We start from the raw sequence: 24633 nt of genomic DNA on the forward strand, positions 1-24633 counted from the left end.
CCGTGGACAGCGCAGAACTGAAGAACCGGGTACGCGAGCTGCGAGCCGAAGGCAGGTCTCCGAAGGAGATCGCCCGCACGCTGGGCGTGTCGCCGTCGGTGGTGGCCCCGCTCGTACGCGCGGTGGCGGCCGAGGGCAGCGCGGCGGCGGCGGGGGAGCCCGAGGTGGCCGGCTGCTGGATCAACGTCGGCTGGAGCACCGGCCTCACCATCGACCCCGCCCGCGACTGGACCGACGAGAAGCCGTCGGCCGAAGGGCTGGACGGCAGGGTGTCCGTGCTGGTGGCCCGGCGCCACACCTGGGACCGGATGACGGTCTGCGGCTACTTGGCCGACGTCTACTGCACCGGCGTCAAGGACCTGATCGGGCCGGACATCATCGACGACCGGCAGCTCAGCCGGTTCCGCGAATACTTCTTCAGCGACTACGTGGGCTGGCAGGAGGCGCCGATCGAGCTGGCTCAGCATCTCGTGTTCGGCGCGGTCGACTATGCCCGCACGATGGACCTGGAGCCGTTCGTGACCTTCGACTCGGCCTCCCACGTCCTGGGCACCTGGGAGGGCGGCCCGTCGGCGATCACTTTCGGCCGCGACGGGAAGCCGTTCTACGTCCCTGGCCCGAACGACGAATCCGGCAAGATCATCAGAATCCTGGAGAGGAAACTCGGCCCGTCGGGCTTCGACTCTTCCGTTGGGTGATCCCCCGGGTAGCGCCATGCCTGGCAAATAGCTAGAACTTGTCCGGTTCCCCTTTCCCGGACACACCAGAAGCCCCCACTTCTTCGGAGGTGAGGGCTTCTTTTCGTCGCGCAGGCTGTATAAGGCGGATGACCGGCCTGTCGCATGATGCGGATCAGCGTTCGTTCTTTTACGCAGCGTGCAAGTGGAATTCGAGTATCCGGAGGCAGGCAGTCGCAAGGCTGAATAGCCTCGGCTTGAAAGCCCCCTCCCTCGCGGAGGGGGCTTTCTTCTGTCCAGCCGTTCTCGGTGAGGCCCGTCGAGTGGGGGCTCTCCCCGGTATCCGCTATTGAGCCGCCTTGTACTTCTCGACGATGGTCGAGGCGATGCGGCCTCGCTCGCTCACCGGCAAGCCGTGGACCTTGGCCCAGTTGCGGATCTCGGAGGACTTCTCACGGTTCATGGCCCGGGACGTGGAGTCGGCTCCGTGGCCGCCCCGCCCGGGGCGCTCGGCCCGGATAGGGCGGGCGACGGTGATGTAGGGGGCGAGCGCCTTTTCCAGATCCTCCCTGTTCCTGCCCGACAGGTCGATTTCGTAGCTGGTGCCATCGATGGCGAACGTGGTGGTCTTCTCCGCTTCGCTTCCGTCGATGTCGTCAATGAAAGACTCAACGATCTGCTTGGCCATGCCGGCACTCCAATATGTGTTATGAGGTTTCGAGTACTGTAGCGTCTTGTGGGGGTATACGTTGGGCAGACGTGAGATCACGAAGAGGCTCGTGGCCATTAACTCTCTTCGTCGGGAGGCGGCCTTGACCATCGGTCTCACGCTGGGGTCACGTCGCCGCTCGGGTCGGCGGGTGAGTCCGCCGGATTTCTGGCATGACGGTTCAACGGGCGGAAGTTGAATCGGCGTGAGGGTATGAAGTCTACGCGCAGGGCGAGTGCTGGGTGGCGGAATTCAGCAGCTCTGGATCACTGGGAAAAATGTTGAGAGCATAAGGAGATCTGAATCCGGTGGTCCAGGATGGCGCTGTCGCCGGAGGCCGCGATCGGGCGAGCGAATCACTGCTGCGGTAGGCGGATCAACCCGAGCGGTGGGCCGAGATCGGCGGGCACGGGCTTTCAAGAGGATCGAGCCCTAGTCACATAGCGTGCATGCCGTGGTGTCGCCACCACGGCATGCTGGGTGGATTACCGCTGGCCGACTGTGATGATGACGCGCTGATAGTGCTTCAGCGCAGGAGTGCCGTCATCCTTGACTTCGAGGATGAGATGGATGGTGTCCCCGGGCGCGGCGTCGGTGGGGACGGTGACGGAGACAGTGCGCCTGTCGGAGCCGTTAAGGGTGACCGTTCCTCCGTAGGTGTCGGCGTCGGTGTATTGCCACCACTGATCCATTCGGAGCCCTCGGTGACCTTGGTCATCTCGCTGACGTTCTCGACGTTGCCGATCTTGTAGAGAGAGCGGAGCTCGGCGGGCGTCGGGTAGCCGTGGGCGTGCTTCCTCAGGTTCGGGTAGAGCTGGGCGTACAGGTCGATGTAATGGTTGACCCATTCGGTGCCGGTCCAGCGGAAGGGCGGAACGGTCGAGCCGTCGCCCGCCCAGTGGTATCGAGAGCTGGAGTAGACGATGCCGGCGATGTCGAACTCGTTGGCGTAGTACAGGAAACGGAGGAACGAGTCCATGTCGTCGACCTCGCCGTCCTGCGTCACGATGACACGCGGCTTGCGATCGTGCGCCCAGTTCGCCGGTGCGGCGGCGGTCAAGGCAGGGGCGACGGCGGCCTCGGGATCGGCGGGGCCGGCGTGTGCGGTGCCGGTGAGGGTGGTTGCGGCAAGGGTGGCCATGACAGCGATCGACAGGCGACGTGTACGAGCACGTGGGGGGTTGGGCATGCTTCTCCGTCAATAGGAGCGATTGGTGGGGGGTGGGTATACGCCCGGCTAAGAGGCGGGTTCGTCGTCGTGGAAGATGACGATCCGTGCGGTGTGCCAGTCGTCCTCGATCGGTTCGCCCGGTGACCGGCGGCCGGTGGCGAGAATGTCGCCGGTGCGGGGGTCGACGACCCGGTAGGCGATGGGCAGCCCGTCCTCGCCCTTGGGGCGGAGAGCGCCGCCGTGTTCTTGGTAGACGACGTGCAGGCGGCCAGGTACGCCCAGAGTTCGCGGGCTGATGAAGGTCTGCCAGTCCGGCTCCATGTCGGTGGTGGGCAGGCCGTCGAGGATCTTGCCGAGGAGGCCGACGTAGGTGGATCCCTCGAAGTCGAGGGAGTCGCGCCAGCCGCCGGAAGGGGCCAGGAAGTACGGTTCGTGGCCGGGTTCGCCGTCGTGCAGCTTCCACTGCCAGATGTTGGCGGCACCGTAGACCACGCCCATGGTGCCTCCCGCGCACAGGTTGCTCCACGCCTCATGGCCCTGCCACCAACCGGCGGCATTGGCGGCCGAGCGGGTCTGCTCGTAGGTCGGCTCGCCATTGGCGACGGCTTTGAGGGGGGTGTTGCGCCACATGTCGGCAACCCGCTCCGGGACATGCTCGCCGCCATGGCCGGTCTGGCACCACTGGAAGTCCAGCCACTCGGCGTCCTGCCAGGCGCGGTTGTCGCCATGAGGGCGGTAGTGGATGCCGGTGGGCTGGGCGTAGCAGTCCCACTCGTGGACTTCGGCGCCGCCGGCCGGGATCTGCGGTTCACGGCCGGAGCCGTCGGCTCCAACCAGGTAGATCGCGGGACGGGCGCCGTAACGGGCCACCAGGTAGCGGCAGTAGCGGGCGTACTCGGCGGGCGGGACGACGGTCCCGGCCACGTCCAAGCCCTTCCAGCCGAAGCCCTGGAAGACCGGTTGCAGCACGGGGACGATCTCGTGCTCGATGAGGATGTCGAGCAGCCGGTCCAGGTACTGGAAGTAGGCGGGGTTGAGGGCGTTGATGTGGCCAGTGGGCAGGTCCTCGAAGGCGATGTCGAACCCGGTGTCGGCGGTGCGGTCGCGCGGTCCGACCGCGCGCATGTCGGGCTGGACGGACATGAGCAGCACCGCGTTGAAGCCCTTGGCGTGCCGGTCGGCCGCGTAGACGCGCACCTGCTCCTCGGTGGCCCGCCAGGGCAGCGCCCAGGCGGTGTCGGCCACGAGGATGGCCGGGGTGCCGTCGGTGTGGACGAGGTTGCGTCCGCCCGGTGACATCGTCCAGAAGCCGTGGCGCTGGAAACGATTCGTCGCCGGGCCGCCGGGTTCGACCTCGACGAACCCGGTCGCCCCGCGAAGGCCGGGGTCGTCGAGGGACGCTTCGGACGTCCACCGCCAACGCCCGTGCGGCAGCGGTGAGCTGAAGCGGATACGCCAGGTGCGGCCGCCGTCGTGGAAGGCGGGCCGGCGCAGGGTGAGACCGCTGTCGTGGGTGAAGTCGGCCCAGACGTTTACACCGGTGTAGACGTCGGGGATGTCGGCGGAGGCGGTGAGGGTGATCTCCGCTTCGCGCCAGGCTCCGCCGACACGTGTCATCTCGCCCATGGAAGGCTTCCTATCCCTTGACGGCGCCGGCCAGGGCGCCTTGTGTGAAGAATCGCTGGAACATCAGGTAGACGATGAGAACGGGGAGGATGGACATGATGATGAAGGCGTTGAGCTGGCCGTAGTTGGAGGCGAACTGCGACTGGAAGGCCTGCAGCGCCAGCGGCACGGTGCGCGCCTCTTGGTCCTGCAGCAATACCAGGGCCATGCCGTACTCGTTCCAGGTCGCGACGAAGTCCAGGATGAACAGGGCGGCCAGCGCCGGCTTGGCGAGCGGCAGGCACACGCTCACGAACAGCCGCCAGTTGCCCGAGCCGTCGATGCGGGCGGCCTCGTCGAGCTCGTGCGGCAGCGAGCGGAAGAACCCGTACAGGAAGAACACCTGGTACGGGATGCCGAAGGCGAGATAGGGCAGGATGATGCCGTTGGTGGAGTTCAGCAGGCCCATGCTCGACAGCGTGGTGAACATCGGGGCGAGGGCCACCTGGACCGGGACCATCGACCCCAGGGTGATCACGATGAGCAGGGCCCGATGTCGCTTGAAGCGCAGCCGGGCGATCGCGAAGGCGGCGGCGGCCGACACCAGCAGACCCAGCGGCACCTTGATGAGCGCGATGTAGGCGCTGTTGGCGGCAACGGTCCACAGCTCGCCGCGTTCGGCGGCGTTGGCGTAGTTGTCCCAGTGCCACACCTCCGGCAGGGCCCAGATGGAGCCGCGGCCGATCTCGGCGGTGGACTTCAACGACGTCAAGACCATGAAGGCGAACGGTGCCAGCCAGATCAACGCGCTGATGACCAAGGCGATCCACAGCCCGATGAGGGGGTAGTTGGTACGGCGGACAGCGGTCATCGCTCGTCCTCCTTCAGGGTCCACATCAGGTACGGCAGCACGAGCGCCAAGGTGATCAGGAGCAGGACGACGGCGAGGGCGTTGCCGCCGCCGAAGTTGTGGTTGATGAACGACTGGCTGTAGGACCACAGGGCCAGGACCTGGCTGGACTGGGCGGGGCCGCCGTTGGTCATGCCGACGATGAGGTCGAACACCTTCAGCGAGCTGATGACGGTCAGGACCAGGACGACCGTGAAGGTAGGCCGCAGAGCCGTCAGGGTGACGTTGCGGAAGGTCTGCCAGGCGGAGGCGCCGTCGAGCTTGGCCGCCTCTACCAGGTCGACGGGCACCGTCTGCAGCCCGGCCAGGAAGAGCACCATGGAGAAACCGGTGGTCTGCCAGATGAAGGCGACGAAGACCGAATAGAGCGCGATCTGCGGGTCGCCGAGCCAGTCCTGAATCCACGACGACAGGCCGAGCGAGGTCAGCGTCCCGTTGACCAGGCCGGAGTTCGGGTTGTACATCCAGGTCCACATGGTCGCCACGGCGATCGAGGCGAGTACGGCGGGGATGTAGAACACCGACCTCAGCAGGTTGCGTCCCAGCAGCCTGCGGTTGAGGGCCAGGGCGAGCAGCAGGGCCAGCACGGTGGGCACGATGAGCGACAGCACCACCCAGATGAGGCTGTTGCGCAGGGCGGTGTGGAAGACGGTGTCGTTGGTGAGGATGTCCCGGTAGTTGGCCAGCCCTGCCCACACCTGCGGCACGGTGGGGAAGCCGTTCCACCGCATGAAGCTCAGGTAGACGGCCGAGACGATGGGGAACAGCAGGAACACCGCGTACAGCGCCAAGGCCGGAGCCAGGAATGGCAGCGCCCCCAGGATCGGCATCTTCCCCCGTCTTCGTCGGGGGTGGTGAGGGCGATGATCGGTGGGGCGTGGCGTGGCCGGGGCGGTGGACACGGTGGCCATGGCCGCTCCTTGTCGGTTGATTGTTCGGTGCCGGTGGGGCCTGACAGGTCAGTTCTTGTGGGTGTCCATGAACTTCTGCAGCAGCGCGCCGGCTTCCTTGGGCGCGATGGAGCCGCTGGTGACCCCGTTCTGGATGCGCCAGTACTCGGTCGTCACGTCCGTCGGGAAGTTCTGGTCATTGTTGAGGAAGAAGCCCTTGGCCTGGCCGGTGAGCTGGGCGATCTGGGCGTTGATGGGCTGCAGGGGGTTGGCCGGCTTGCTCTCCTTGTTGACCGGCAAGGAGGAGAAGACGCCCAGGTACTTCCCCTCGACCGGCGCGGAGGAGAGGTAGTCCAGGAACTTGGCGGCCTCGTCGGGGTGCTTGCTGCTCTTGCTGATGTACATGCCTTCGAAGAAGCCGTAGAGCCGGCCGGTGCCCGTCGGCATCGGGAAGACGCCGATGTTGTTCTGATCGTCGCCGGCGTCGGCGTTCTGCTGGGTGAACCAGTCGCCTTCGAGCTGCATCGCCGACTTGCCGGAGTTGAACAGGGCGCCTGCCTCGGCCGCCGGCAGCCCGGCGAAGCCCTTGTTGAAGTAGTTGGCGGACCACTGCTTGAGCTGCTCGAAGGACTTGTCGACGCAGGGCTGGCCGGCCCAGCTCGTCGCGCGGGTGTTGAGCTTGTCGCCCAGCTCGGCGCCGCAGTTGGTCTCGATGAAGGTGTCCAGCAGGCGCATGACGTGCCAGTTGTCCTTGCCGCCCATGGAGATCGGCGTGAGGCCCGCGTCCTTGAGCTTCTGCGCCGCCGTGGCCCACTCCTGGTAGGTGGTGGGCGGTGCGCTGATGCCCGCCTTGGCGAACTGGTCCTTGTGGTAGTAGACGACCTCTGTCCGCTGCGTCCAGGGGATGCCGTGATGGCCGCCGTACTGGGTGAACGCGGACAGCGTGGCGGCGTTGAAGCGGTTGTTCCACTGGTACTGCTGGTAGTACTTGCTGAGGTCGAGACTCACGCCGGACTTGACCAGCTCACCCCCGAGACCGGGTCCTGCCCAGTTGTAGTAGATGTCCGGACCCGAGGAGCTGCCGGCCGTGGTGCGCAGCGCGTCCTTGTGGGCGTCCACGGCTCGGTACTGCAGATCCACCTTGATGTTCGGGTTCTGCTTCTCGAAGTCGGCGATGATCGACTTCAGTGCGGCGCCCGCCGTGTCGGCGTTCTGCGTGACCATCCACCAGCTCAGCTTGACCTGCCCCCCGCCCCCGCTGGTCGCAGCAGTGTCTTGCACGCGGCCGCTGCAAGCGGTCAGGAGGAGCACGGAGGCTGCCAGCGCCGCGGCTTTCGTCGGGATGTTCATGTGCGTCTCCAAGAGCAGGGGAGAGGAGCGTTGTCGGATATTCGGTAGCGACTCGTGAGGCGCGCTCGGGTACGTCGACGTCGGCGTGCAACGTTTCCGCTGGTCCGGAGGACCATCGTGGGCGCGAGAGCAGTGTGTGAATATCTATTCAATGCCGCTTTGCTATTCAGCCGAAAGTAACGTCGGCGACATGCGCCCGTCAAGGAGGCGGCGTGTAAGCGATCAACGCCCCTCGTTGACACGTATCAGTCGGCGGTCGTAGCGTCTAGGTTATGTCTAGTCGATATGGAATATATATTCACATGTCGTGGAGGCGGTGATGTCGATGCTTGCCGAACGAAGCCCGTGGATCCTCGGACGCCGTCACCGCGACTTGACGATTCCAGGTTGTGAGTGTTCAATCAGTCACATGACGCCAGATCCCGTTCGTTCCGCGGCTGGTGCGCCCCGATCCACCGCCGAGGACCAGCGTGTGAAGATCGTGTCGCGCGCCGTGGCGGTGTTCGCTCACGCCGGCTACCACGCCACTCCTGTCGCCGAGGTCGCCGAGGCGGCGGAGGTGTCGCCCGCCTACGTGTTCCGCCTGTTCCCTGGCAAGCTCGGACTTTTCATCGCGACGGTCGATCACTGCTACGAGCAGGTCGCCGGCGCGCTCGTCAAGGGCGGGGAGGCGGCGGAGTCTTCCGCCCCCGACGGCGTACTGGCCGCGATGTCGGCCGCGTACGTGGAGTTGATTCGCGATCGAAATCTGATCATGTTGCAGGTGCACGCCCAGAGCGCGTGCGACGTTCCGGAGATCCGGGACGCCGTTCGCCGAGGGGTCGCGAGAGTCGTCAGCGCGGTCTCGAGGGTGTCCGGTGCGGACCCGAGCGCGGTGCAACGCTTCATCGCGTACGGCCAGCTCTGCCACCTCATCGTCCAAGCCGACCTCGGCGCCGTCGACGAGAGCTGGGCGCGCACCGTGAGCGCCGGAATCAGCCACTGACGCGCGGCCTTCCACCAGTAACGTCCCCTGCAAAATGCGCCGCCAACTCGCGGCGCGCTCTTTTCGCCCAATCATGTGACTGATCAATCAGTAACTTACAGACAGGAGCTTCCGATGAACGCCAACACACCTACCGTGGCCAAGAGGGTCGTTCTGCCCGGACTCGTGGAGCCCGAGGGCCTGGTGATCGAGACCGGTCCGTTGGACGCCCCGGGGCTGGGGCAGATCCTGGTCGCCGTCGAGGCGACGGGCATCTCGTACGCCGAGCAAGCGATGCGCCGCGGCCGCTACTTCGGGCAGCCGAAGTTCCCCTTCGTCCCCGGATACGACTTAGTCGGCACCGTTCTTCAGGTCGGCCCTCAGGCGGACGTGTCGCTCGTCGGCAAAAGGGTCGCGACGTTGACGAAGACCGGCGGCTGGGCCAGTCATGCGGTGGTCGAGGCACGCGACAGCGTCATCGTGCCGGCCGGCATCGATCCGGCAGAGGCGGAGACCGTCGTGGTCAACGGAGTGACCGCATGGCAGATGCTGCACCGAGCCGCGCGCGTCAAGCCCGGTCAGACCATCCTCGTCCACGGCGCCAACGGCGGCGTGGGCGGAATCCTCATCCAGTTGGCACAGCACGCGGGAATCCGCGTCATCGGGGGAGCGTCCCCTCGGCACCACGACGCACTCAGAGCAGCCGGGGTCGAACCCGTCGACTACGCCGATCCGAACCTCGCCGACCGCGTCAGAGAGCTGTCCCCCCGGGGTGTGGACGCGGTGTTCGACAACATCGGCGGGCCTATGACGCGCGTCTCGTACGGGCTGCTGGCACCGCGAGGGGCTCTTGTCTGCTACGCCATCATCGCGGGGGTCGGCAGCACCGGCGGCCTGGTGATGCCGTTCATGAAAGCCCTCGGCCAGGTGCTGCTGTGGAACGCGCTGCCGAACGGGCACCGTGCGTCGTTCTACGATCTGTGGGCAGGGCACAAGAGGCGGCCGGTCCGGTTCCGCGAGCACCTCGAAGAGGACCTGGGACACGTGTTCGCGCTGCTCGCTGATGGGAGCCTGAAGGCCAACATCGCCGCGCGTTTCCCGCTCGACGATGTGGCCGCCGCGCTGACCCTCGCCGAATCCCGCACGCTCAACGGCAAGGTGATCCTGCTGCCCTGACCGCACCATTGCGGCGGCGAGGGCGCGTACGTCCGGTGGTCTGGAGAGCCGAGCGCGGGCGTTTCCAGAGTCAGGCGGCGAGGGTCGAACCGCGTACGACAAGTTCGGTGGCGAGTTCGATGTGGTTGGATGCGATCTTCTGGCCGGCGGCCAGGCGCAGCGCGGTGCGCAGGGCGACCGCGCCCATCTCGCGCAACGGCTGGCGTACGGTGGTCAGCTGCGGCGAGGTCATGGTGGCGATCTCGGTGTCGTCGAAGCCGACGACGCTGAGGTCTTCGGGGATACGCAGTCCGCGGGCCCTGGCGGCCTGTATGGCGCCCAAGGCGCTCTCGTCGCCGGCGGCGAAGATGGCCGTCGGGGCAGGGTCCAGGTCGAGCAGGACGGCTCCCTCTTTCATGCCGTGGGGATAGCAAAAGCCCGGAGTGCGGACATATTCGGTGGGTACGGGCACACCCGCGGCCTCCATGGCGGCGCGGTAGCCATGCATGCGTGCTTGGTTGGTGGTCGAAGTCGCGGGGCCGCCGAGATAGGCGATGCGGCGGTGGCCGAGGTCCAGTAAATGCTGGGTGGCGGACAGGCCGCCGGTGAAGTTCGTGGAGCCGACGCTGGTCACGGGGGTGTCCGGCAGGTTCAGCGGATCGACGACGACCACCGGGATGCGGGCCTGGGACAGCGCGGCGAGCTGGGCCGAGGTCGGCACGCTGGAAATGGTGATCATCGCTCGACGCCCGGCCACGACCAGGTCGCGAGCCCAGGAGACGCCCACGCCGGCCGCCTCCTTCATATAGGTGACGACGACCGCGACGCCCAACTCGGCTCCGGCCTCGACCGCGCCCTTGATGACTTCGGTGGAGTAGGCGCACAGATCGTCCACTCCCAGCTCGACCGTGGCCGTCACCTGCGCTTGGTTCCGGCGTGACGCGAGCGGCACGTAGCCCTGTTCCAGCAGGAGAGACTGCACCAGCGAACGAGTGGCCGGTGCGACGTCGGAGCGACCGTTGAGCACCTTGGACACTGTGGCCACGGACACACCGGCCGAGGCGGCGACGGTGGCCAGCGTGGTACGCCCGGGATTGCTCGGCATCGATTCCTCTCCAACACCCGACACCCACTTTAAGGTGTGGCCAGCCGGATGACCTCTGAATTAACGATCACATCCGCCCTCATCCAGTGGTCACTCACCGAAGTTCATGGGGACGGAGAGCGAGCGGTCTGGAGAGTCGAGCCAAATATGCTGGCCTTCAGGGGTGACGGTCATTCCGAACCGGTCTCTGTGCGGGCTGCCCCACGACACCCACTGAAGATAGGCGGCCTCCAGCTCATCCCAGAGACCACGCGGTCCGCGCTGTAGTATCGCTACGCCTTTGTAATCGGGGGCATAGTGCACCTGAGCGTCGGAATCATCTGACCATAGCGACAGATGGAATTCCCCGCCGTCCTGGGTTTCGTGCGTACCGCACACCTCCGGCAGCATTCCCGCGATGGCGACCTCCGCTCCATAGGAAGAGCGCACCACTCTGCGGGGATCGAGGTAGGTCGTCGACTTTCGGTAGACCTCCTCAAGCCGGGGACGGCTCCAGCGCTGGGACCGCAGCAGCATGAAGTCCACCCCGCTGTGAAATCCCCCCACGGCCGTGCCGTCTCCGACCGCGATCAACTTGACCAGATGCCCCCCGGCCCAGCGGGGCATCCAAGGGACCACGATCGCACCGCCGGGCCGGGTCTGTTCCACCCAGGCGTACGGCACCTCGCGTACGCCGCACGTGACATGGACGCGATCGTAGGGCGCTCCTTCGCGCCAGCCTTCGGCGCCGTCGCCCAGAACCAGCCGGGGGGAAAGTCCGGCCTGCTGCAAATGCTCGGTGGCTGTGGCGAGAAGGACCTGATCGATCTCCATGCTGGTTACGCTCTCGTCACCGAGGCGACTCGCCAGCAGTCCCGCCGTCCATCCCGTGCCCGTGCCGATCTCCAGGACCTCATCCCCGTCATAGGGGTCGAGCAGCTTCAGCTCCGCCGCGACCACGCCTGGTGCGGACGTCGAGGAGGTGTAGTCGCCTTGTCCGCGCTCCAGGTCGGTAGCGCCGTCGTCGATCTGCGTGACGATCGACGCGTTGGAGTACGCGACGTCCAGCCACATCTCGGGGTCGGCCGTACGGTCAATGAGAAACCCGGGACCGTCGTCAGGATGGCACCAGGCCTTGTCCGGGATGAACAGGTGGCGCGGCACAGCGTGAAACGCGTCCCGCCATTTGTCGTCCAGATCCGTCAGCCGGTCGGTGAGGGCGGTGATGCGCTCACCGATGCTCATTTCTTCGCTGGCTTCTCGTGCTGGCCGGGTTGATCGGGGCGGAAACCGTCCGAGCTCGGCTTCGGCTCCTCGACTGGTTTTTGTGATGGCTTGTCGCCTTCATGCTTGCCCATCTTTGGAATCTCCTTCCATTGCGCCGGATTTTTCGCATCGGCGGTGTCAAAGAGCGGAAGTAAACTCGGAGAGCATCTCGGCATGAAGTCTACGACAGGGGCCGGCGTCGCATGGCGGAATCTAGAAGCGCTGGATCGGTGGGCATTGTTTTTTGAGGAGAATTTAGCGGATAAACCCATTCGCGCCGCAGGGCCCCGGCGAGTTGATTCCGGGTACTCAGGGTCTGGGGGTGCTCGGCGCCCAGCACACGTTCGCGGATGGGGAGCAGGGCGGCGGCTGCGTTCCCCGCCTCGCCTGTCCCCTTGGGGAGCTGATCCCGGGTTTGTGGTGCCGATGTGGTCTCTATGTGGTGCCTTCTGTGATCCTGATCAAGAAGCACTTACCGCTGCTTCGGCACAGAACCTCACGTATCGGAGAGCAAACATCATGGCTGCGAACCTCACACACCCATTCCGAGGGCGACTCGGTCTGCTGCGCAAGCCCGCACACGCGTTGGTCGGCCTTATTGCCGTGACGGCTGCTGCTTTGAGCCTTACCGCCGTACCGGCCTATGCCGCGTCGTGGCATCTAAAGGGCTACTACAACACCTCCGCAACTTGCCAAGCGGTTGGAAAAGCCGCCGTCACCAGCGGTCAGGCAGAAAAGTACAAGTGCGAAGGGAGTAGTCCTCGATTCGCTCTCCATCTCTACTACTGACCAACCCTCTTAGCGCGTACTGTACGCACCTCGCCGGGCCTCGGTAGTCGAGCCCGAGGCCCGGTAGATGTCAGCGGCCAAGTGTCGATTCGCGGGCGACGAGGGAGAAGCGGCTGATGAACTCGCGGGCGACCTGCTTCTTCTTGCCCTTCTCCGCCATCCGCTTGACCAGGAACCCGACCGCCGTGCCGGCCATGAGCGCGTGGTCGGGGTCGATCGACGACAGCGACGGCACGGTGTAGGCGCCTTCGGTGATGTTGTCGAAGCCGATGACCTTGACGTCCTGCGGGACGCGTACCCCGGAGTCGGCCAGGCCACGCAGCGCGCCGATCGCGACCGTGTCGGTCACGCAGATCACGCCGTCGAACTCGACCCCGGAGTCGGCCAGCCGCCGCGCGGCCGCCGCGCCGTGCTCCATGGTCAGCAGCTCGATGGGGAGTACGAGCTGCAGGTCGAACGGGATGCCCGCCTCGTCGAGAGCCTCGCGGTAGCCGGAGTATCGCAGGCTTGAGACGTCGACCTCACCCTTCTGCAGCCCGTCGATGAGCGCGATGCGCCGGCAGCCCCGCTCGATCAGGTGCGCGGTCGCCACCCGCGCGCCCTCGACGTTGGGCATCGCGACGTGGTCCACGGGCCCGTCGAAGATCCGCTCACCCAGGATGACCACGGGGTAGTCCACCTTGAGCAGATCGGTGTCGGCCGGGCCGAGCCCGACCGTGCTGAGGATGAGCCCGTCGTAGAGCCGGTTGCGCGACAGGGACAGGGCGTCCAGCTCGCCCTCGCGCGAGGCGCCGGTCTGCTCGATCGCCACCTTGAGGTTGCGCTTGGCCGCGGCCGTGATGATCGCGGCGGCGAGCTGCCCGTAGTAGGGGCGGTCGACCTCGGGCACGGCGAGCCCGATCGTGCCGGTGCGGCCGGTGCGCAGGTTGCGCGCCGCGACGTTGACGCGGTAGTCGAGCTCGGTGATGGCATGCAGCACGCGCTCGCGGGTCTCGCTCTTGACGTGGGGGTGGTCGTTGATGACGTGGGAAACGGTCATGGCCGAGACCCCGGCGGCCTTCGCCACGTCCTGTATCGTCACCACCTCGACATCCTTTCACGGCCTCAGCCCTTGACGCTGCCCTGCAGCAGCCCGTTGACGATATGACGCTGCATCGCGATGAAGAAGATCACAACGGGGATCAGCACGATCACGCTGAGCGTCATGAACGCCGGCCAGTCCACGCTGAACTGTCCGACGGCCTTGTAGACCTGCAGCACCAGCGTCTGCTTCTCGGGCGTGCTGATGAACACGCTGGGAGTGATGAAGTCGTTCCAGATCCACATGGTCTGGAACACGCCCACCGTGATCAGGATGGGGCGGATGAGCGGCAGCACGATCCGCCAGTAGATCTGCCAGGGCCCGGCGCCGTCGATGCGGGCCGCCTCGAAGATCGAGATCGGCAACGCCCGAAGGTAGCCCTGGATGAGGAAGTAGCAGAAGATCGAGCCGGCCGTGTACAGGACGATGAGCCCGTCCAGGCTGTCCACCAGCCGCAGCCCCACCATGATGCGATAGACCGGGATCAGCGTGGCCTGTCCCGGCACCAGGAACGCGATCACGAGCAGCACGCCGGCGACCCGGTTGACCAGAGTGGTGCGCAGCAGCATCGCGTACGCCGCCATCGATCCGATGGCCAGCATGATCACGATCGAGACGACGGTGACGTACAGGGTGTTGAGGAACGCGTGCAGGATGGGCGTGCTCTCGAAGACCCGCACGTAGTTGTCGAGGTACAGGCTCGTCGGCGGCGCGAGCGGCGAGGCCGCCGTCTCGGCTTGCGTCTTGAAGGTGTTGACGACGATGTAGTAGAACGGCACGCCGACCATGCAGGCGGCCAGGATCATGAGCAGGCTGAGCAGCGGCGAGGAACGCTTCTCCCTCATGACAGGCGTCCTTCGAGCCGGCGGGACAGGACCAGCTGGACGGCCACGATCGCCCCCACGATCAGCATGAAGACCACGGCCAGTGCGGAGGCCTGGCCGAACTTGGCCTGCGCGATGCCGCTCTGGATGATCGACTGGGTGATGGTGAAGGTCGCGTAGCCGGGGCCGCCCTTGGCGAGGGTGTAGGGCAGGTCGTAGACCTTCAGCCCGCCGGTCATCAGCAGCAGAGAGCTGATCGTGACCGCCGGTGCGAGCAGCGGCAGCGTGATCCGGAAGAACGCCTGCCGCCGGGAGGCGCCGTCCACCCGCGCCGCCTCGTAGTAGTCGCCGGGGATCGACTGTAGGTAGGCCAGGTAGAGGATGGCGTGCCAGCCGGTCAACGACCAGACCGCCACCAGGATGACCGACAGCTGCGCGAGCGTGCCGTCCGACAGCCACGGAACGGGGCCGAGCCCGCCGACCGCGTTCAGCAGCCAGTTGAGCGCGCCCGAGCCGAGCGGCGAGAGGATGAACCCCCACACCAGGCCGAGGATGGCGATGCTGGGGATGGCCGGGAAGAAGAAGACCGCCCGCACCGCGTTCCTGCCGAAGAACTGCCGGTTGAGCAGCACGGCGAGCGGGATCGCCAGGACCGTGATGATCACGGTGGTGCCGATCGCGTACACCAGGGTGAACCCGAGCCCCGCCAGCATGGAGGGGTCGGTGAAGATCTTCTGGTAGTTCTCCAGCCCGATGAAGTTGACGTCCGTCGAGTAGCCGTTGAAGTCGGTGACGCTGAAGTAGAGCGACTGGGCCAGCGGGATCGCGAACAACACCGCGAACACGATCCCGATCGGCGCCATGAACGCCTGCAGCCGCAGCCCTTCGAGCCTCTTCGGCGAGATGAGCCAGGACAGGGCGCCTGTCGGTGCGGGCGCCCTTCTGCCGAGTGCGGTCACCTCAGCCGGCCTTCAGCCGGTTGTCGAGCGCGGTGGCCACGTCCGCGGGCTTGGCCTGGCCCTGGATCATGAGCTGGAGCTGGGCGATGGCCTCGGTGTTGAGCGCGTCCTGGGAGCGCGGCCAGGCGATCTGCGGCAGGTAGAAGGCGCCGTCCTTGAGCGCCTGGAGGTTGGGCTCCAGCACCTTGTCGATCACGGGTTTGACATCGGAGGTGGTGGTCATGGCGGCCGACTGCTTGTTGAACAGCGCGACGCCCTCCTTGCTGCCGAGGTACGTCAGGAACGCCTCAGCCTCCTTCTCGTGCTGGGTCTTGGCGTTGATGGCCCAGCCGGGCGAGGCGGCGCCGGCCCAGAACGGCTTGCCGTCGGGGGTGGGCACGCCGGTGAAGGCCATGTTCAGGTTCGGCGCCTTCTGACGCAGTGTGGGGACGTCCCATGGGCCCGCAGTGATCATGGCGACGCGGCCGCCCGCGAACTCGTCGACGATCTGCTGGCCCGCCAGCCCGACGACGTTCTTGCTCATCACGCCGCTGGTGAACAGCTGGTTGTAGGTCGTCAGGGGCCCGTCCCACAGGTCGCCGAACTTCTTGCCGTCGGCGAAGATCTGAGCGTCGACGTCGCCGCCCTGGCGCGCGTTCTCCGCGCCGACCAGGGCCGCAACGGTGATCGGTAGGGCCGTGGCCGATTCGTAGAACGGTGTGATGCCCGCCGCCTTGAGCTTCTGGCACAGCGCGATGAAGTCGGACCACGTGGTGGGCACCTCGGTGACGCCGGCCTTGGCCAGCAGGTCCTTGTTGTAGAGGATGCCGCCGGCCCAGGACGAGATCGACATGCCGTAGGCCTTGCCGTCCGCGGAGTAGGTCGCGGTGTTGAACTTGGACATGTTCGCCATGAACGGCTTGCCGGTCAAGTCCTTGACGAAGCCGCCCTGGAGGAGGTTCGTCTTGTTCTCGGCCGCGATCACGAACACGTCCGCCGCCGTGCCGGAGACGAGCCGGGTCTGCAGCGTCGAGATGTACTCGGCCACGGGCGGGGCGTTGGAGAACTCGATGTCGATGCTCGGGTTCTGCTTCTCGAAGGCCGCGATGAGCGGCTTCATCGTCTGCTCACCGTCCCAGGAGAAGAAGCTCAGCTTGGTCTTCCCGCCGCCGCTGCTGTCACCTCCGGATCCGCAGCCGGCCAGCGCGAGGGCGGCCAGCGCGAGCATGGCGGCCGATTTTTTGAGTGCCGATGTTCTGAGCAGGGACATCGTTCACCTCTCTGAGCTCGTTACCGTGGGGGGAATGGCGCGCGGATGGGTGTCCGCGCGGGGGTGACCGGTTCGAGATCGCCGTCGGGGCGGTGAACGAGCCAGTCGAACATGATCTCCCGGTGGATTCCGTCTCCATCCGGGATGGCGAAGCGGTGGTAGGCGACGATCCAGGCGTCGGTGCCGGGCACGCGCAGGACCGTGTGGTGGCCGGTGGCGAGGATGCCGCGTTCGGTGTCCTTCTCCAGCAGGACGCCGCGGTCCTCCCAGGGGCCGAGCGGGCCCGTTCCGACGGCGTAGCGGACGCGGTAGTCGGGTTCGCGGGTGTCGTTCTCCGACCAGGACAGGTAGTAGCGGTCGTGGTGGCGGTGCACGGTGGCCGCCTCGCGGAAGCCGGTCGGCACCCAGGAGACGACCCTTTCCGGATCGAAGGACATGAGGTCGTCGTTCAGGGGGACGCCGTGGGCGACGCTGTTGCCCCAGTACAGGTACGTCACGCCGTCGTCGTCGGTGAACACCGACGGATCGATGGCCACCCCTGGGTAGTCGCCCGCCGCGACCAACGGCCGCCCGAGGTCCTCGAACGGCCCGGTGGGGGCGCTCGCGCGGGCGACGCCGATGTTCTGTTCGGCGGTGTAGTAGAGGTAGAAGGCGCCGTCGCGCTCGAGGATCGCCGGCGCCCAGGCGTGGCGCGCGGCCCACGAGACGTCGGTGCCGAGCCGGAGCACCTCGCCCTCGTCGCGCCATTCGACCAGGTCGGGCGAGGAGTACGCCGAGAAGCTCGCCGATCCCCAGCCGGGGTGGCCGTCGCTGGTCGGATAGAGCCAGTAGCGGCCGTCCGCCACCACGAGGGACGGGTCGGCCAGCCATCGGCCCAGGCCCGAGGGCCGTTCAGCGGACGGCGCGCCATCCGCTGCGAGGCGGGCCCGGGCGTCATCAGACATGGACGTGTCCACTCCTTAGGCGAATGTCGCTTTTATCGATAAAACTTTTATCGATAAATATCACTGCTTGTCAATACCGTGTTACCGGGCCCTCATCAGGCTGCCCGGGAGGCCGTGACCTCAGGAGAGGGCGAGGGCCGTCCAGGAGACCGGCGGCAGCGTCACCGTCACCACGCCGTCGGCGGACGTGGCGGAGTCGTTCTTCGTCAGGCCGACGCGGGTCTGGTCGTCGAGGGTGTTCTTGGCGTACACGTCGTCGTCGTGCAACGTCAGCGCCTCCGTGACCGTCGTGAGCCCGAGCGACGTGACGTCGATCGTCACGGTCCGCGATTCGGCCAGGTCGCGGTTGACCAGGAAGATCGCCGCCGAGCCGGCGGCTTCGTCGAACGTCACCGCCGCGTCGACGAGCGGCGCGGTGCCGTGGGCGCTCTCGTAACCGTCGACCTGGATCCGCGGGGCGAGCACGACCCCGGTGGCCAGGTGCGCGGTGACCGAGAACGGGAAGAACGTCGTCTGCCGCCAGGCCGGCCCGCCCGGCTCGGTCATGATGGGGGCGATCACGTTCACCAACTGCGCCAGGTTCGCGCACTCGACCCGGTCCGCGTTCCTGAGCAGCGTGATCAGGAGGCTGCCGACGACCACCGCGTCGGCCACGGAGTACCGGTCCTCGAGCTGGCGCGGCGCGACCGGCCATGCACCCGCCTCGATGCGGGCGGCGTCCGCCGCCTCGGACTCGGTCGGCGGGCGGCCCTGGTACCAGACGTTCCACTCATCGAAGGAGATCCCGATGCTCCGGGTCTTGCGCAGCTTGTGTTTGACGTGGTCGGCGGTGGCCACAGTGGTCCGGATGAAATGCTCCATGTCCAGGGAGGAGGCGAGGAACGAGCCGAGGTCACCGTCCTTCTCGTAGTAGTAGGCGTGGCACGAGATGAGCGCCACCTGGTCGTAGGTGTGCTCGAGCACGACCCGTTCCCACTCCCCGAAGGTCGGCATCCCCGTCCACGACGAGCCGCACGCGACCAGCTCCAGTCCCGGCTCGGCGCCGTGCATCGCCTTGGCGGCCCTGGCCGCGAGCTTGCCGTAGTCCTCGGCGGACAGGTGGCCGAGCTGCCAGTCCCCGTCCATCTCGTTGCCCAGGCACCACATCGTGATCCCATAAGGGTCGGGGCTGCCGTTGGCGGCACGCAGGTCGGCAAGGGTCGTCCCCACCGGGCCGTTGACGTATTCCAGCAGGTCCAACCCCTCCTGAATGCCGCGGGTGCCGAGATTAACCGCGAGCATGATCTCGCTGTCGGCCAGCCGCGCCCAGCGGGCGAACTCGTCGATGCCGACCTCGTTCGTCTCCGTGACGTGCCAGGCCAGGTCCCTGCGGCGGGGCCGGTGCTCGCGCGGGCCGATGCCGTCCTCCCAGCGATAGCCGGAGACGAAGTTGCCACCCGGGTAGCGCACGGTCGTCACGCCGAGTTCCTTGACGAGTTCGATGACGTCCGTGCGGAAGCCGTCCTCGTTCGCAGTCGGATGGCCGGGCTCGTACAGACCGGTGTAGATGCCACGCCCGGCATGCTCGACGAACCCGCCGAACAGGCGGCGACGTACCGGGGCGACCACAGCGGCGCGATCAACGGCGACGGAGGCGGAAGAAGTCATGGCGTCACGATCTCCTCGAAGGATGAAGAGGTGAGGGCGGCATCTAGCACTACCCATGTCGAGCATGTAACGTTACAAATCCTTTGCTGCAGAGACAAGGGAAACCCCGCAACATGACCAACACGGTTCCCGGCACGGAGGCCCTGCGGTCGGCCTCACAGATTCTCGATCGGCAACTCTCGGCGGGAAGGCAGGTCAAGGGCGCACTCCACCTGCCCGACGACATCGACGGCAGCGCCCTGGCGTGGGACTCGTCGCATCCCGACGTGATCAGTCCTCAGGGCCGCGTACGGCGTCCTGGCGCGGAAAGCCTGCCCGTCGAGGTCACCTTGACGGTCGGTGCCGACGGCGCGCGGCAGGATCAGATCGTAAGCGTTCCGCCGCTGCCAGAGCCCGAACCGCTGTTCGGCTACCTGCTGGTCCACTTCGTGGAAAGCCGCGAGGACGGCGGCGAGCAGATCTACTTCTCCCTCAGCGACGGCGACGACCCTCTGCGCTGGAGGCGGATGAACCAAGGCCGGCCGGTGCTCACCAGCGGGCAGGGCACCGGCGCCCTGCGCGACCCGCACATCGTCCGCTCGCCGGAAGGCGACCGCTTCTTCATCGTGGCCACCGACCTGCACGTCCACACGACGGACTGGGCCGACGCCGTGCGCGACGGCAGCCGCCACATCGAGATCTGGCGCAGCGACGACCTGCTCGACTGGGGCGAGCAGCGGCACGTCCGCGTGTCCGGCGAAGCCGCCGGCATGACCTGGGCACCCGAGGCGATCTGGGACGATGCGGCGCAGGCGTACTTCGTGCACTGGACCTCCTGCCTGTACGAGACCTCGGACCGTACGCACGTGCCGCAGTCGAAGATCCTCGGGGCGTACACGAGGGACTTCTGGCACTTCACCAAGCCGCACGTCTGGATGGACCCCGATCTCGATCCCTCGCTCTCGGGCGGCGGACTGCTCGACGCGACAATCGCCAAGACGGCCGGCGGCTATGTGCGATTCGTCAAAGGCGTCGTCGAGGGCGTCACCGACGAGCAGGGGCAGCCACTCGGTGACATCTTCGCCGAGCGAGCGCCTGCCCTCGGCACGCCCGCGCGGCAGTGGGAACGCATCGGCTCGGGCCTGACCTTCCGCGCCACGGGAGGACACCACCCCTATGAGGGACCGCTGATCTTCCCGTGCAACACCGGCGACGAGTGGCTGCTGTTCGCCGACCACTTCGGCGCGGACTTCCACGGGTACGTCCCGTTCACCAACGCCGACCCCGCCACCGACCGATGGCGGCGCGTACCGGCCGAGGACACCGATATCCCGCCCAACACCAAGCACGGCGCCGTCCTGCCCCTGCGCGTCAGCGAGTGGGAGCGGCTGGCCGCCTCTCCGCTCATGCGCTGAGCCGGCGACGGCGCGCGCGAAGCAGCCCCTTTGCCTGCTCCGCGCCCTTCCTGGAAAAGGTTCGCTACGACCCCGAGGTGCAGAGTTATGACCGACTACCTGAACACCTTCCTGCCCGGAGCCGGGCGGCGACCGCCCAGGGCGGCGCTAATCTCCGACCGGCCGAGTCTCTCACTCAACGGCACCTGGCGGTTCCGGCTCTCGCCGACCGCCGAGGGCGAGCCGCTGGACGCGGACTTCGCCGGCTGGGATGAGCTGTCCGTGCCGTCCCTGTGGCAGCTGCACGGGTACGGTGCCCCCGCCTACATCGGGCACGACTACCCGTTCCCGGTGGATCCGCCGTTCGTGCCCGACGAGAACCCGACCGGCGACTACCGGCTGGAGTTCGAGGCGCCGTTCGAGCACGCGGTGCTGCGCTTCGAGGGCGTGGACTCGTGTTTCAAGGTCTGGCTGAACGGCGTGGAGCTGGGCTTCACCACGGGGAGCCGGCTGCCGTCGGAGTTCGACGTGATCCTGCGGCCGGGGCGGAACGTGCTGGCCGTCCGGGTGCATCAGTGGTCGGCGGGCAGCTACCTGGAAGACCAGGACATGTGGTGGATGTCCGGGATATTTCGTGATGTGGTGCTGATCGAGCGCCCGGTGCTGGACGACGTCTTCGTCCACGCCTCCTACGACCACCGCACCGGGCTCGGGGAACTGCGCGTCGAGACGTCCGTGCCCGCGGAACTGACCGTGCCGGAGCTCGGCCTGGACGGCGTGCCCGCCGAGGGGCCGTACACGATGCCGGTGGAGCCGTGGTCGGCGGAGACCCCCCGGCTGTACGACGCGTTCGTGCGGGCCGACGGCGAGACCGTGGCACTGCGGATCGGCTTCCGCACGGTCGTCGTCGAGGACGGCCTGCTCAAGGTCAACGGCCGGCGGGTGCTGTTCCGCGGAGTGAACAGGCACGAGTGGCACCCGCGCACCGGGCGCACCCTGGACGAGGCCACGATGCTGGCCGACGTGCTGCTGATGAAGCGGAACAACGTCAACGCCGTCCGCGCCAGCCACTACCCGCCGCACCCGCGTTTCCTGGAGTTGTGCGACGAGTACGGCCTGTGGGTGATCGACGAGTGCGACCTGGAGACGCACGGCTTCTACACGATCGACTGGCGCGGCAACCCCAGCGACGACCCGCGCTGGCGCGAGGCGTACCTGGACCGGGTGGCCCGCATGGTCGAACGGGACAAGAACCACCCGAGCATCATCATCTGGTCGATGGGCAACGAGGCCGGGAAAGGTGACAACCTGCGGGCGATGGCCGAATGGGCCCGCGAGCGCGACCCGTCGCGGCCGATCCACTACGAGAACGACTGGGACTGCCCGTACACGGACATCCACAGCCGCATGTACACCGACCCCGATGAGCTGGAGCTGATCGGCAAGTACGAGGAGGAGCCCGTCGCCGACCCCGAGGTCAACGCGCACCGGCTCACGCTGCCCTTCATCCTGTGCGAGTACGCCCACGCGATGGGCAACGGTCCCGGTGCGCTGAGCGAGTACCAGGAGCTGTTCGAGCGCTATCCCCGCCTGCAGGGCGCCTTCGTCTGGGAGTGGATCGACCATGGCATCGCCCACGACACCTACGGCTACGCCTACGGCGGCGACTTCGGCGAGGAGCGGCACGACGGCAACTTCGTCTGCGACGGCCTCGTCTTCCCCGACCGCACACCCTCCCCCGGCCTGCTCGAGTTCAAGAAGGTTGTCGAGCCGGTCAGGATTGAGGACGGCCTGCGCGTCACGAACCTGTACGACTTCCGCGACCTGTCCCATCTCACCTTCACCTGGACGCTGGAGGAGGAAGGCGTCCCCGTCGCGCACGGGGTCCTCGAGGTGCCGTCGCTGCGTCATGGGCAATCGGCCGACGTGGCGCTGCCCGAGCTGCCCGCCACGCGCGCCGAGACCTGGCTGACCGTGCGGGCCGTGCTGGCTGCGAACGCGAGCTGGGCCGAGGCGGGCCACGAGATCGCCTGGGGTCAGATCCCCATCACCCCGGCCCCCCAACCCGCGTCCCAGACGCCGGCGCGGAGGACCCAGGTGTCACAGGCGACGGCTGCGCCACCGCACCGTCCCACCGCGCACGCCGGGACGATCCGGCTGGGCAACGGGACCTTCGGCCGTGACGGCTGGCTCGTCGCCATCGGCGGCCTGGACGTCGAGGGACCCCGGCTGGACCTGTGGCGGGCCCCGACCGACAACGAACGCGGCGGAGGGTCGCGGGAGCTGGCGGTTCATTGGCGCACTGCCGGCCTGCACCGCCTCCGCCACCGGCTGCTCGGCATCGACCACCTCGACGACGCGCTGGTCGTGCGCACCCGCGTGGCGGCCGCCTCCTACGACCGCGCCGTATTCGCCACCTACACCTGGACGGCCGTCGGCGACCGCCTCCTGCTCAGCCTGACCACGCGGCCCGAGGGCGACTGGCCTTTCCCGCTCCCTCGCCTGGGCGTGCGCCTGGCTCTGCCGGCCGGCATCACCGCCGCGGAATGGTACGGCCCGGGCCCCGGCGAGTCCTACCCCGACAGCGCCCGCGCCGCCCGCATCGGCCGCTACACCGCGACGATCGAGGAGATGCAGACGCCGTACGTGTTCCCGCAGGAGAACGGCCACCGCCAGGACGTGCGGTGGGCCGAGCTGAGCGGCCCCGGCCTGCCCCGCCTGCGCGTCGAGGGCCGCTTCGGGCTCACGGCACGCCGCTGGACCACCGAGCAGCTCGACGCCGCTCGCCACCGTACCGACCTGGTCCCCGGCGACGCCGTCCATGTCAACCTCGACTTGGCCCAGCAGGGCCTGGGCTCCGCCTCCTGTGGACCGGGCGTCCTGCCCCGCCACCAGTTGCACGCGGCCCCGGCGGAGTCCTCCCTGGCCTTCTCGACGCCAGGATGAGCGTCAGGATCCGCTCTGTCACAGATTGCGGGATCTTCGGGTTGCGGGTCTTGAGGATGGTCGCACGGCGGCATGCAGGGGCTTTGCGGGCGCGGCGGTGACCCGGTTATTCCAGGCGTGCCAGCCGGGCGTACTCCGTGGCGGTCAGCGCAAGGACGCTGCCGTGACGGGCGTTGGGTGGTAGGAGGTGATCCTTCGCCGCCGTCCATCCGCTTCGCAGGTCGTCGGTGGTGAATGGTATGTAGCCCCGTCCGCCGAACTCGTCGATGAACAGGTACCACGTGCGGCCGGCCAGGCCGGTGAACACGGCGGGGCCCTCGCCACGCTCGAGGGTCCCCCGGCCGATGCCGGTGCTCACCGTGGTGAACACCCCGTCCATGTCAGTACCGCGCTCGTGCACGACGAAGCCGTCGTCGGGGAAGAAGCGGTGCACGGCGTCGGGGGCCGTCAGCAGTGCGAGGTCGATGGTGTCCGTGCCGGCCCGTTCGAGGTACACCTCGGGTGCGGAGGCGGTCTGGAAGTCCCGGCTGCGCACCTGCAGAATCCGGTGGTAGCTGGGCACCGTGCGGTCGCCGTCGGGGTACGACACCGACGAGAACAGGATCCGGAAATCACCCCGGGCCGGGTCGAAGTACGCCTTAGGTGCCCAGGCGTCGCCTGCGTGCGGCGGCGCGATCTCCAGCAGCTGCGGGGGGCTCCAGGTGACCAGATCATCGGTGGACCAGACGAGGATGCTGCGGCTGCCGTGGCGCATCGCGTGCGTCCAGTCACGGCCGTGGTGGATCGACAGGTCGGTGGCCAGGCACCACACCCGCCCGTCGGGGCCGCGCACCAGGAACGGATCGCGGGCGCCGCCGGTGCCGACGGTGGCGCGCAGCGCCGGCCTGCCGGCGTTGAGCGGTCGCCAGCGCAGCGGGTCAGGGCCCTCGCTCAGCGCGAAATAGACCTGTTCCGCGTCGGCGTGGTCGCCGCCCACGAAGTGCGCGAACAGGTATCCGGCGTAGGGGCCGTCTCGTTCGGTGAACGTTGACACGGTGGTT

The 24633-nt window shown here is 67.3% G+C and carries 20 protein-coding genes and 1 pseudogene; 5 read left to right on the top strand and 16 right to left on the bottom strand.

The window, feature by feature from the left end; genetic code table 11:
* Positions 1-2 precede the first annotated feature (2 nt).
* Positions 3-698, top strand: coding sequence for a helix-turn-helix domain-containing protein (locus AB0F17_RS21715; protein WP_358025536.1), 696 nt, complete (start codon positions 3-5; stop codon positions 696-698).
* A gap of 325 nt (positions 699-1023) precedes the next feature.
* Here AB0F17_RS21715 and AB0F17_RS21720 read toward each other — a convergent pair whose 3' ends face one another.
* From AB0F17_RS21720 to AB0F17_RS21750, 7 genes and pseudogenes are all read right to left on the bottom strand, one after another.
* The gene (locus tag AB0F17_RS21720; protein ID WP_358025538.1) at positions 1024-1365 is read right to left on the bottom strand and encodes an Lsr2 family protein; all 342 of its coding nucleotides are present in this window, start codon (positions 1363-1365) and stop codon (positions 1024-1026) included.
* 506 nt (positions 1366-1871) lie between these two features.
* Complete coding sequence (locus AB0F17_RS21725; RefSeq protein WP_358025540.1) at positions 1872-2078, bottom strand: hypothetical protein; 207 nt, start codon at positions 2076-2078, stop codon at positions 1872-1874.
* Positions 2079-2080: 2 nt separating this feature from the next.
* Positions 2081-2575: pseudogene (locus AB0F17_RS21730) on the bottom strand (nucleoside hydrolase-like domain-containing protein); the annotation flags it as partial.
* A 48-nt stretch (positions 2576-2623) separates the two neighbouring features.
* On the bottom strand, positions 2624-4183 hold the full coding sequence (locus tag AB0F17_RS21735; RefSeq protein ID WP_358025542.1) for a DUF4038 domain-containing protein: 1560 nt from the start codon (positions 4181-4183) through the stop codon (positions 2624-2626).
* Between the two features lie 10 nt (positions 4184-4193).
* On the bottom strand, positions 4194-5033 hold the full coding sequence (locus AB0F17_RS21740) for a carbohydrate ABC transporter permease (RefSeq protein ID WP_358025544.1): 840 nt from the start codon (positions 5031-5033) through the stop codon (positions 4194-4196).
* A complete protein-coding gene (locus tag AB0F17_RS21745; RefSeq protein ID WP_358025546.1) occupies positions 5030-5983 on the bottom strand; it encodes a sugar ABC transporter permease in 954 nt (317 codons plus the stop codon). Before AB0F17_RS21745 ends, AB0F17_RS21740 begins: the two co-directional genes overlap by 4 nt.
* Before the next feature lie 48 nt (positions 5984-6031).
* Positions 6032-7312 (bottom strand): extracellular solute-binding protein, encoded by a 1281-nt coding sequence (locus AB0F17_RS21750; RefSeq protein WP_358025548.1) that lies wholly within the window; start codon positions 7310-7312, stop codon positions 6032-6034.
* A gap of 472 nt (positions 7313-7784) precedes the next feature.
* Here AB0F17_RS21750 and AB0F17_RS21755 point away from each other — a divergent pair, with 472 nt between their 5' ends.
* Positions 7785-8297 (top strand): TetR family transcriptional regulator, encoded by a 513-nt coding sequence (locus AB0F17_RS21755; RefSeq protein ID WP_358025550.1) that lies wholly within the window; start codon positions 7785-7787, stop codon positions 8295-8297.
* Positions 8298-8411: 114 nt separating this feature from the next.
* Complete coding sequence (locus AB0F17_RS21760; RefSeq protein ID WP_358025552.1) at positions 8412-9452, top strand: medium chain dehydrogenase/reductase family protein; 1041 nt, start codon at positions 8412-8414, stop codon at positions 9450-9452.
* A 70-nt stretch (positions 9453-9522) separates the two neighbouring features.
* Here AB0F17_RS21760 and AB0F17_RS21765 read toward each other — a convergent pair whose 3' ends face one another.
* From AB0F17_RS21765 to AB0F17_RS21800, 8 genes are all read right to left on the bottom strand, one after another.
* The gene (locus AB0F17_RS21765) at positions 9523-10536 is read right to left on the bottom strand and encodes a LacI family DNA-binding transcriptional regulator (protein ID WP_358025554.1); all 1014 of its coding nucleotides are present in this window, start codon (positions 10534-10536) and stop codon (positions 9523-9525) included.
* Between the two features lie 90 nt (positions 10537-10626).
* A complete protein-coding gene (locus tag AB0F17_RS21770; protein ID WP_358025556.1) occupies positions 10627-11760 on the bottom strand; it encodes a methyltransferase domain-containing protein in 1134 nt (377 codons plus the stop codon).
* A gap of 880 nt (positions 11761-12640) precedes the next feature.
* A complete protein-coding gene (locus AB0F17_RS21775) occupies positions 12641-13654 on the bottom strand; it encodes a LacI family DNA-binding transcriptional regulator (RefSeq protein ID WP_358025558.1) in 1014 nt (337 codons plus the stop codon).
* Between the two features lie 20 nt (positions 13655-13674).
* Positions 13675-14496, bottom strand: a complete 822-nt coding sequence (locus tag AB0F17_RS21780; RefSeq protein WP_358025560.1) for a carbohydrate ABC transporter permease — start codon at positions 14494-14496, stop codon at positions 13675-13677.
* Positions 14493-15434, bottom strand: a complete 942-nt coding sequence (locus AB0F17_RS21785; RefSeq protein ID WP_358025562.1) for a sugar ABC transporter permease — start codon at positions 15432-15434, stop codon at positions 14493-14495. Before AB0F17_RS21785 ends, AB0F17_RS21780 begins: the two co-directional genes overlap by 4 nt.
* Before the next feature lies 1 nt (position 15435).
* Positions 15436-16683, bottom strand: a complete 1248-nt coding sequence (locus tag AB0F17_RS21790) for an extracellular solute-binding protein (RefSeq protein WP_358025564.1) — start codon at positions 16681-16683, stop codon at positions 15436-15438.
* 20 nt (positions 16684-16703) lie between these two features.
* Complete coding sequence (locus AB0F17_RS21795; protein ID WP_358025566.1) at positions 16704-17627, bottom strand: family 43 glycosylhydrolase; 924 nt, start codon at positions 17625-17627, stop codon at positions 16704-16706.
* A 120-nt stretch (positions 17628-17747) separates the two neighbouring features.
* A complete protein-coding gene (locus AB0F17_RS21800) occupies positions 17748-19274 on the bottom strand; it encodes an alpha-L-arabinofuranosidase C-terminal domain-containing protein (protein ID WP_358025568.1) in 1527 nt (508 codons plus the stop codon).
* 113 nt (positions 19275-19387) lie between these two features.
* Here AB0F17_RS21800 and AB0F17_RS21805 point away from each other — a divergent pair, with 113 nt between their 5' ends.
* Together AB0F17_RS21805 and AB0F17_RS21810 are read left to right on the top strand one after the other, a co-directional pair.
* Positions 19388-20668 (top strand): glycoside hydrolase family 43 protein, encoded by a 1281-nt coding sequence (locus AB0F17_RS21805; protein ID WP_358025570.1) that lies wholly within the window; start codon positions 19388-19390, stop codon positions 20666-20668.
* An 87-nt stretch (positions 20669-20755) separates the two neighbouring features.
* Positions 20756-23593 carry a glycoside hydrolase family 2 TIM barrel-domain containing protein gene (locus AB0F17_RS21810; protein ID WP_358025572.1) on the top strand — a complete coding sequence of 946 codons (2838 nt, stop codon included), beginning with the start codon at positions 20756-20758 and terminating at the stop codon, positions 23591-23593.
* A gap of 106 nt (positions 23594-23699) precedes the next feature.
* Here the strand turns inward: AB0F17_RS21810 and AB0F17_RS21815 are convergent, their stop codons facing one another.
* Positions 23700-24626, bottom strand: coding sequence for a glycoside hydrolase family 43 protein (locus AB0F17_RS21815; RefSeq protein ID WP_358025574.1), 927 nt, complete (start codon positions 24624-24626; stop codon positions 23700-23702).
* Positions 24627-24633: the final 7 nt, after the last annotated feature.

It is taken from the genome of Nonomuraea sp. NPDC026600, assembly GCF_040638335.1.
Classification (GTDB): domain Bacteria; phylum Actinomycetota; class Actinomycetes; order Streptosporangiales; family Streptosporangiaceae; genus Nonomuraea.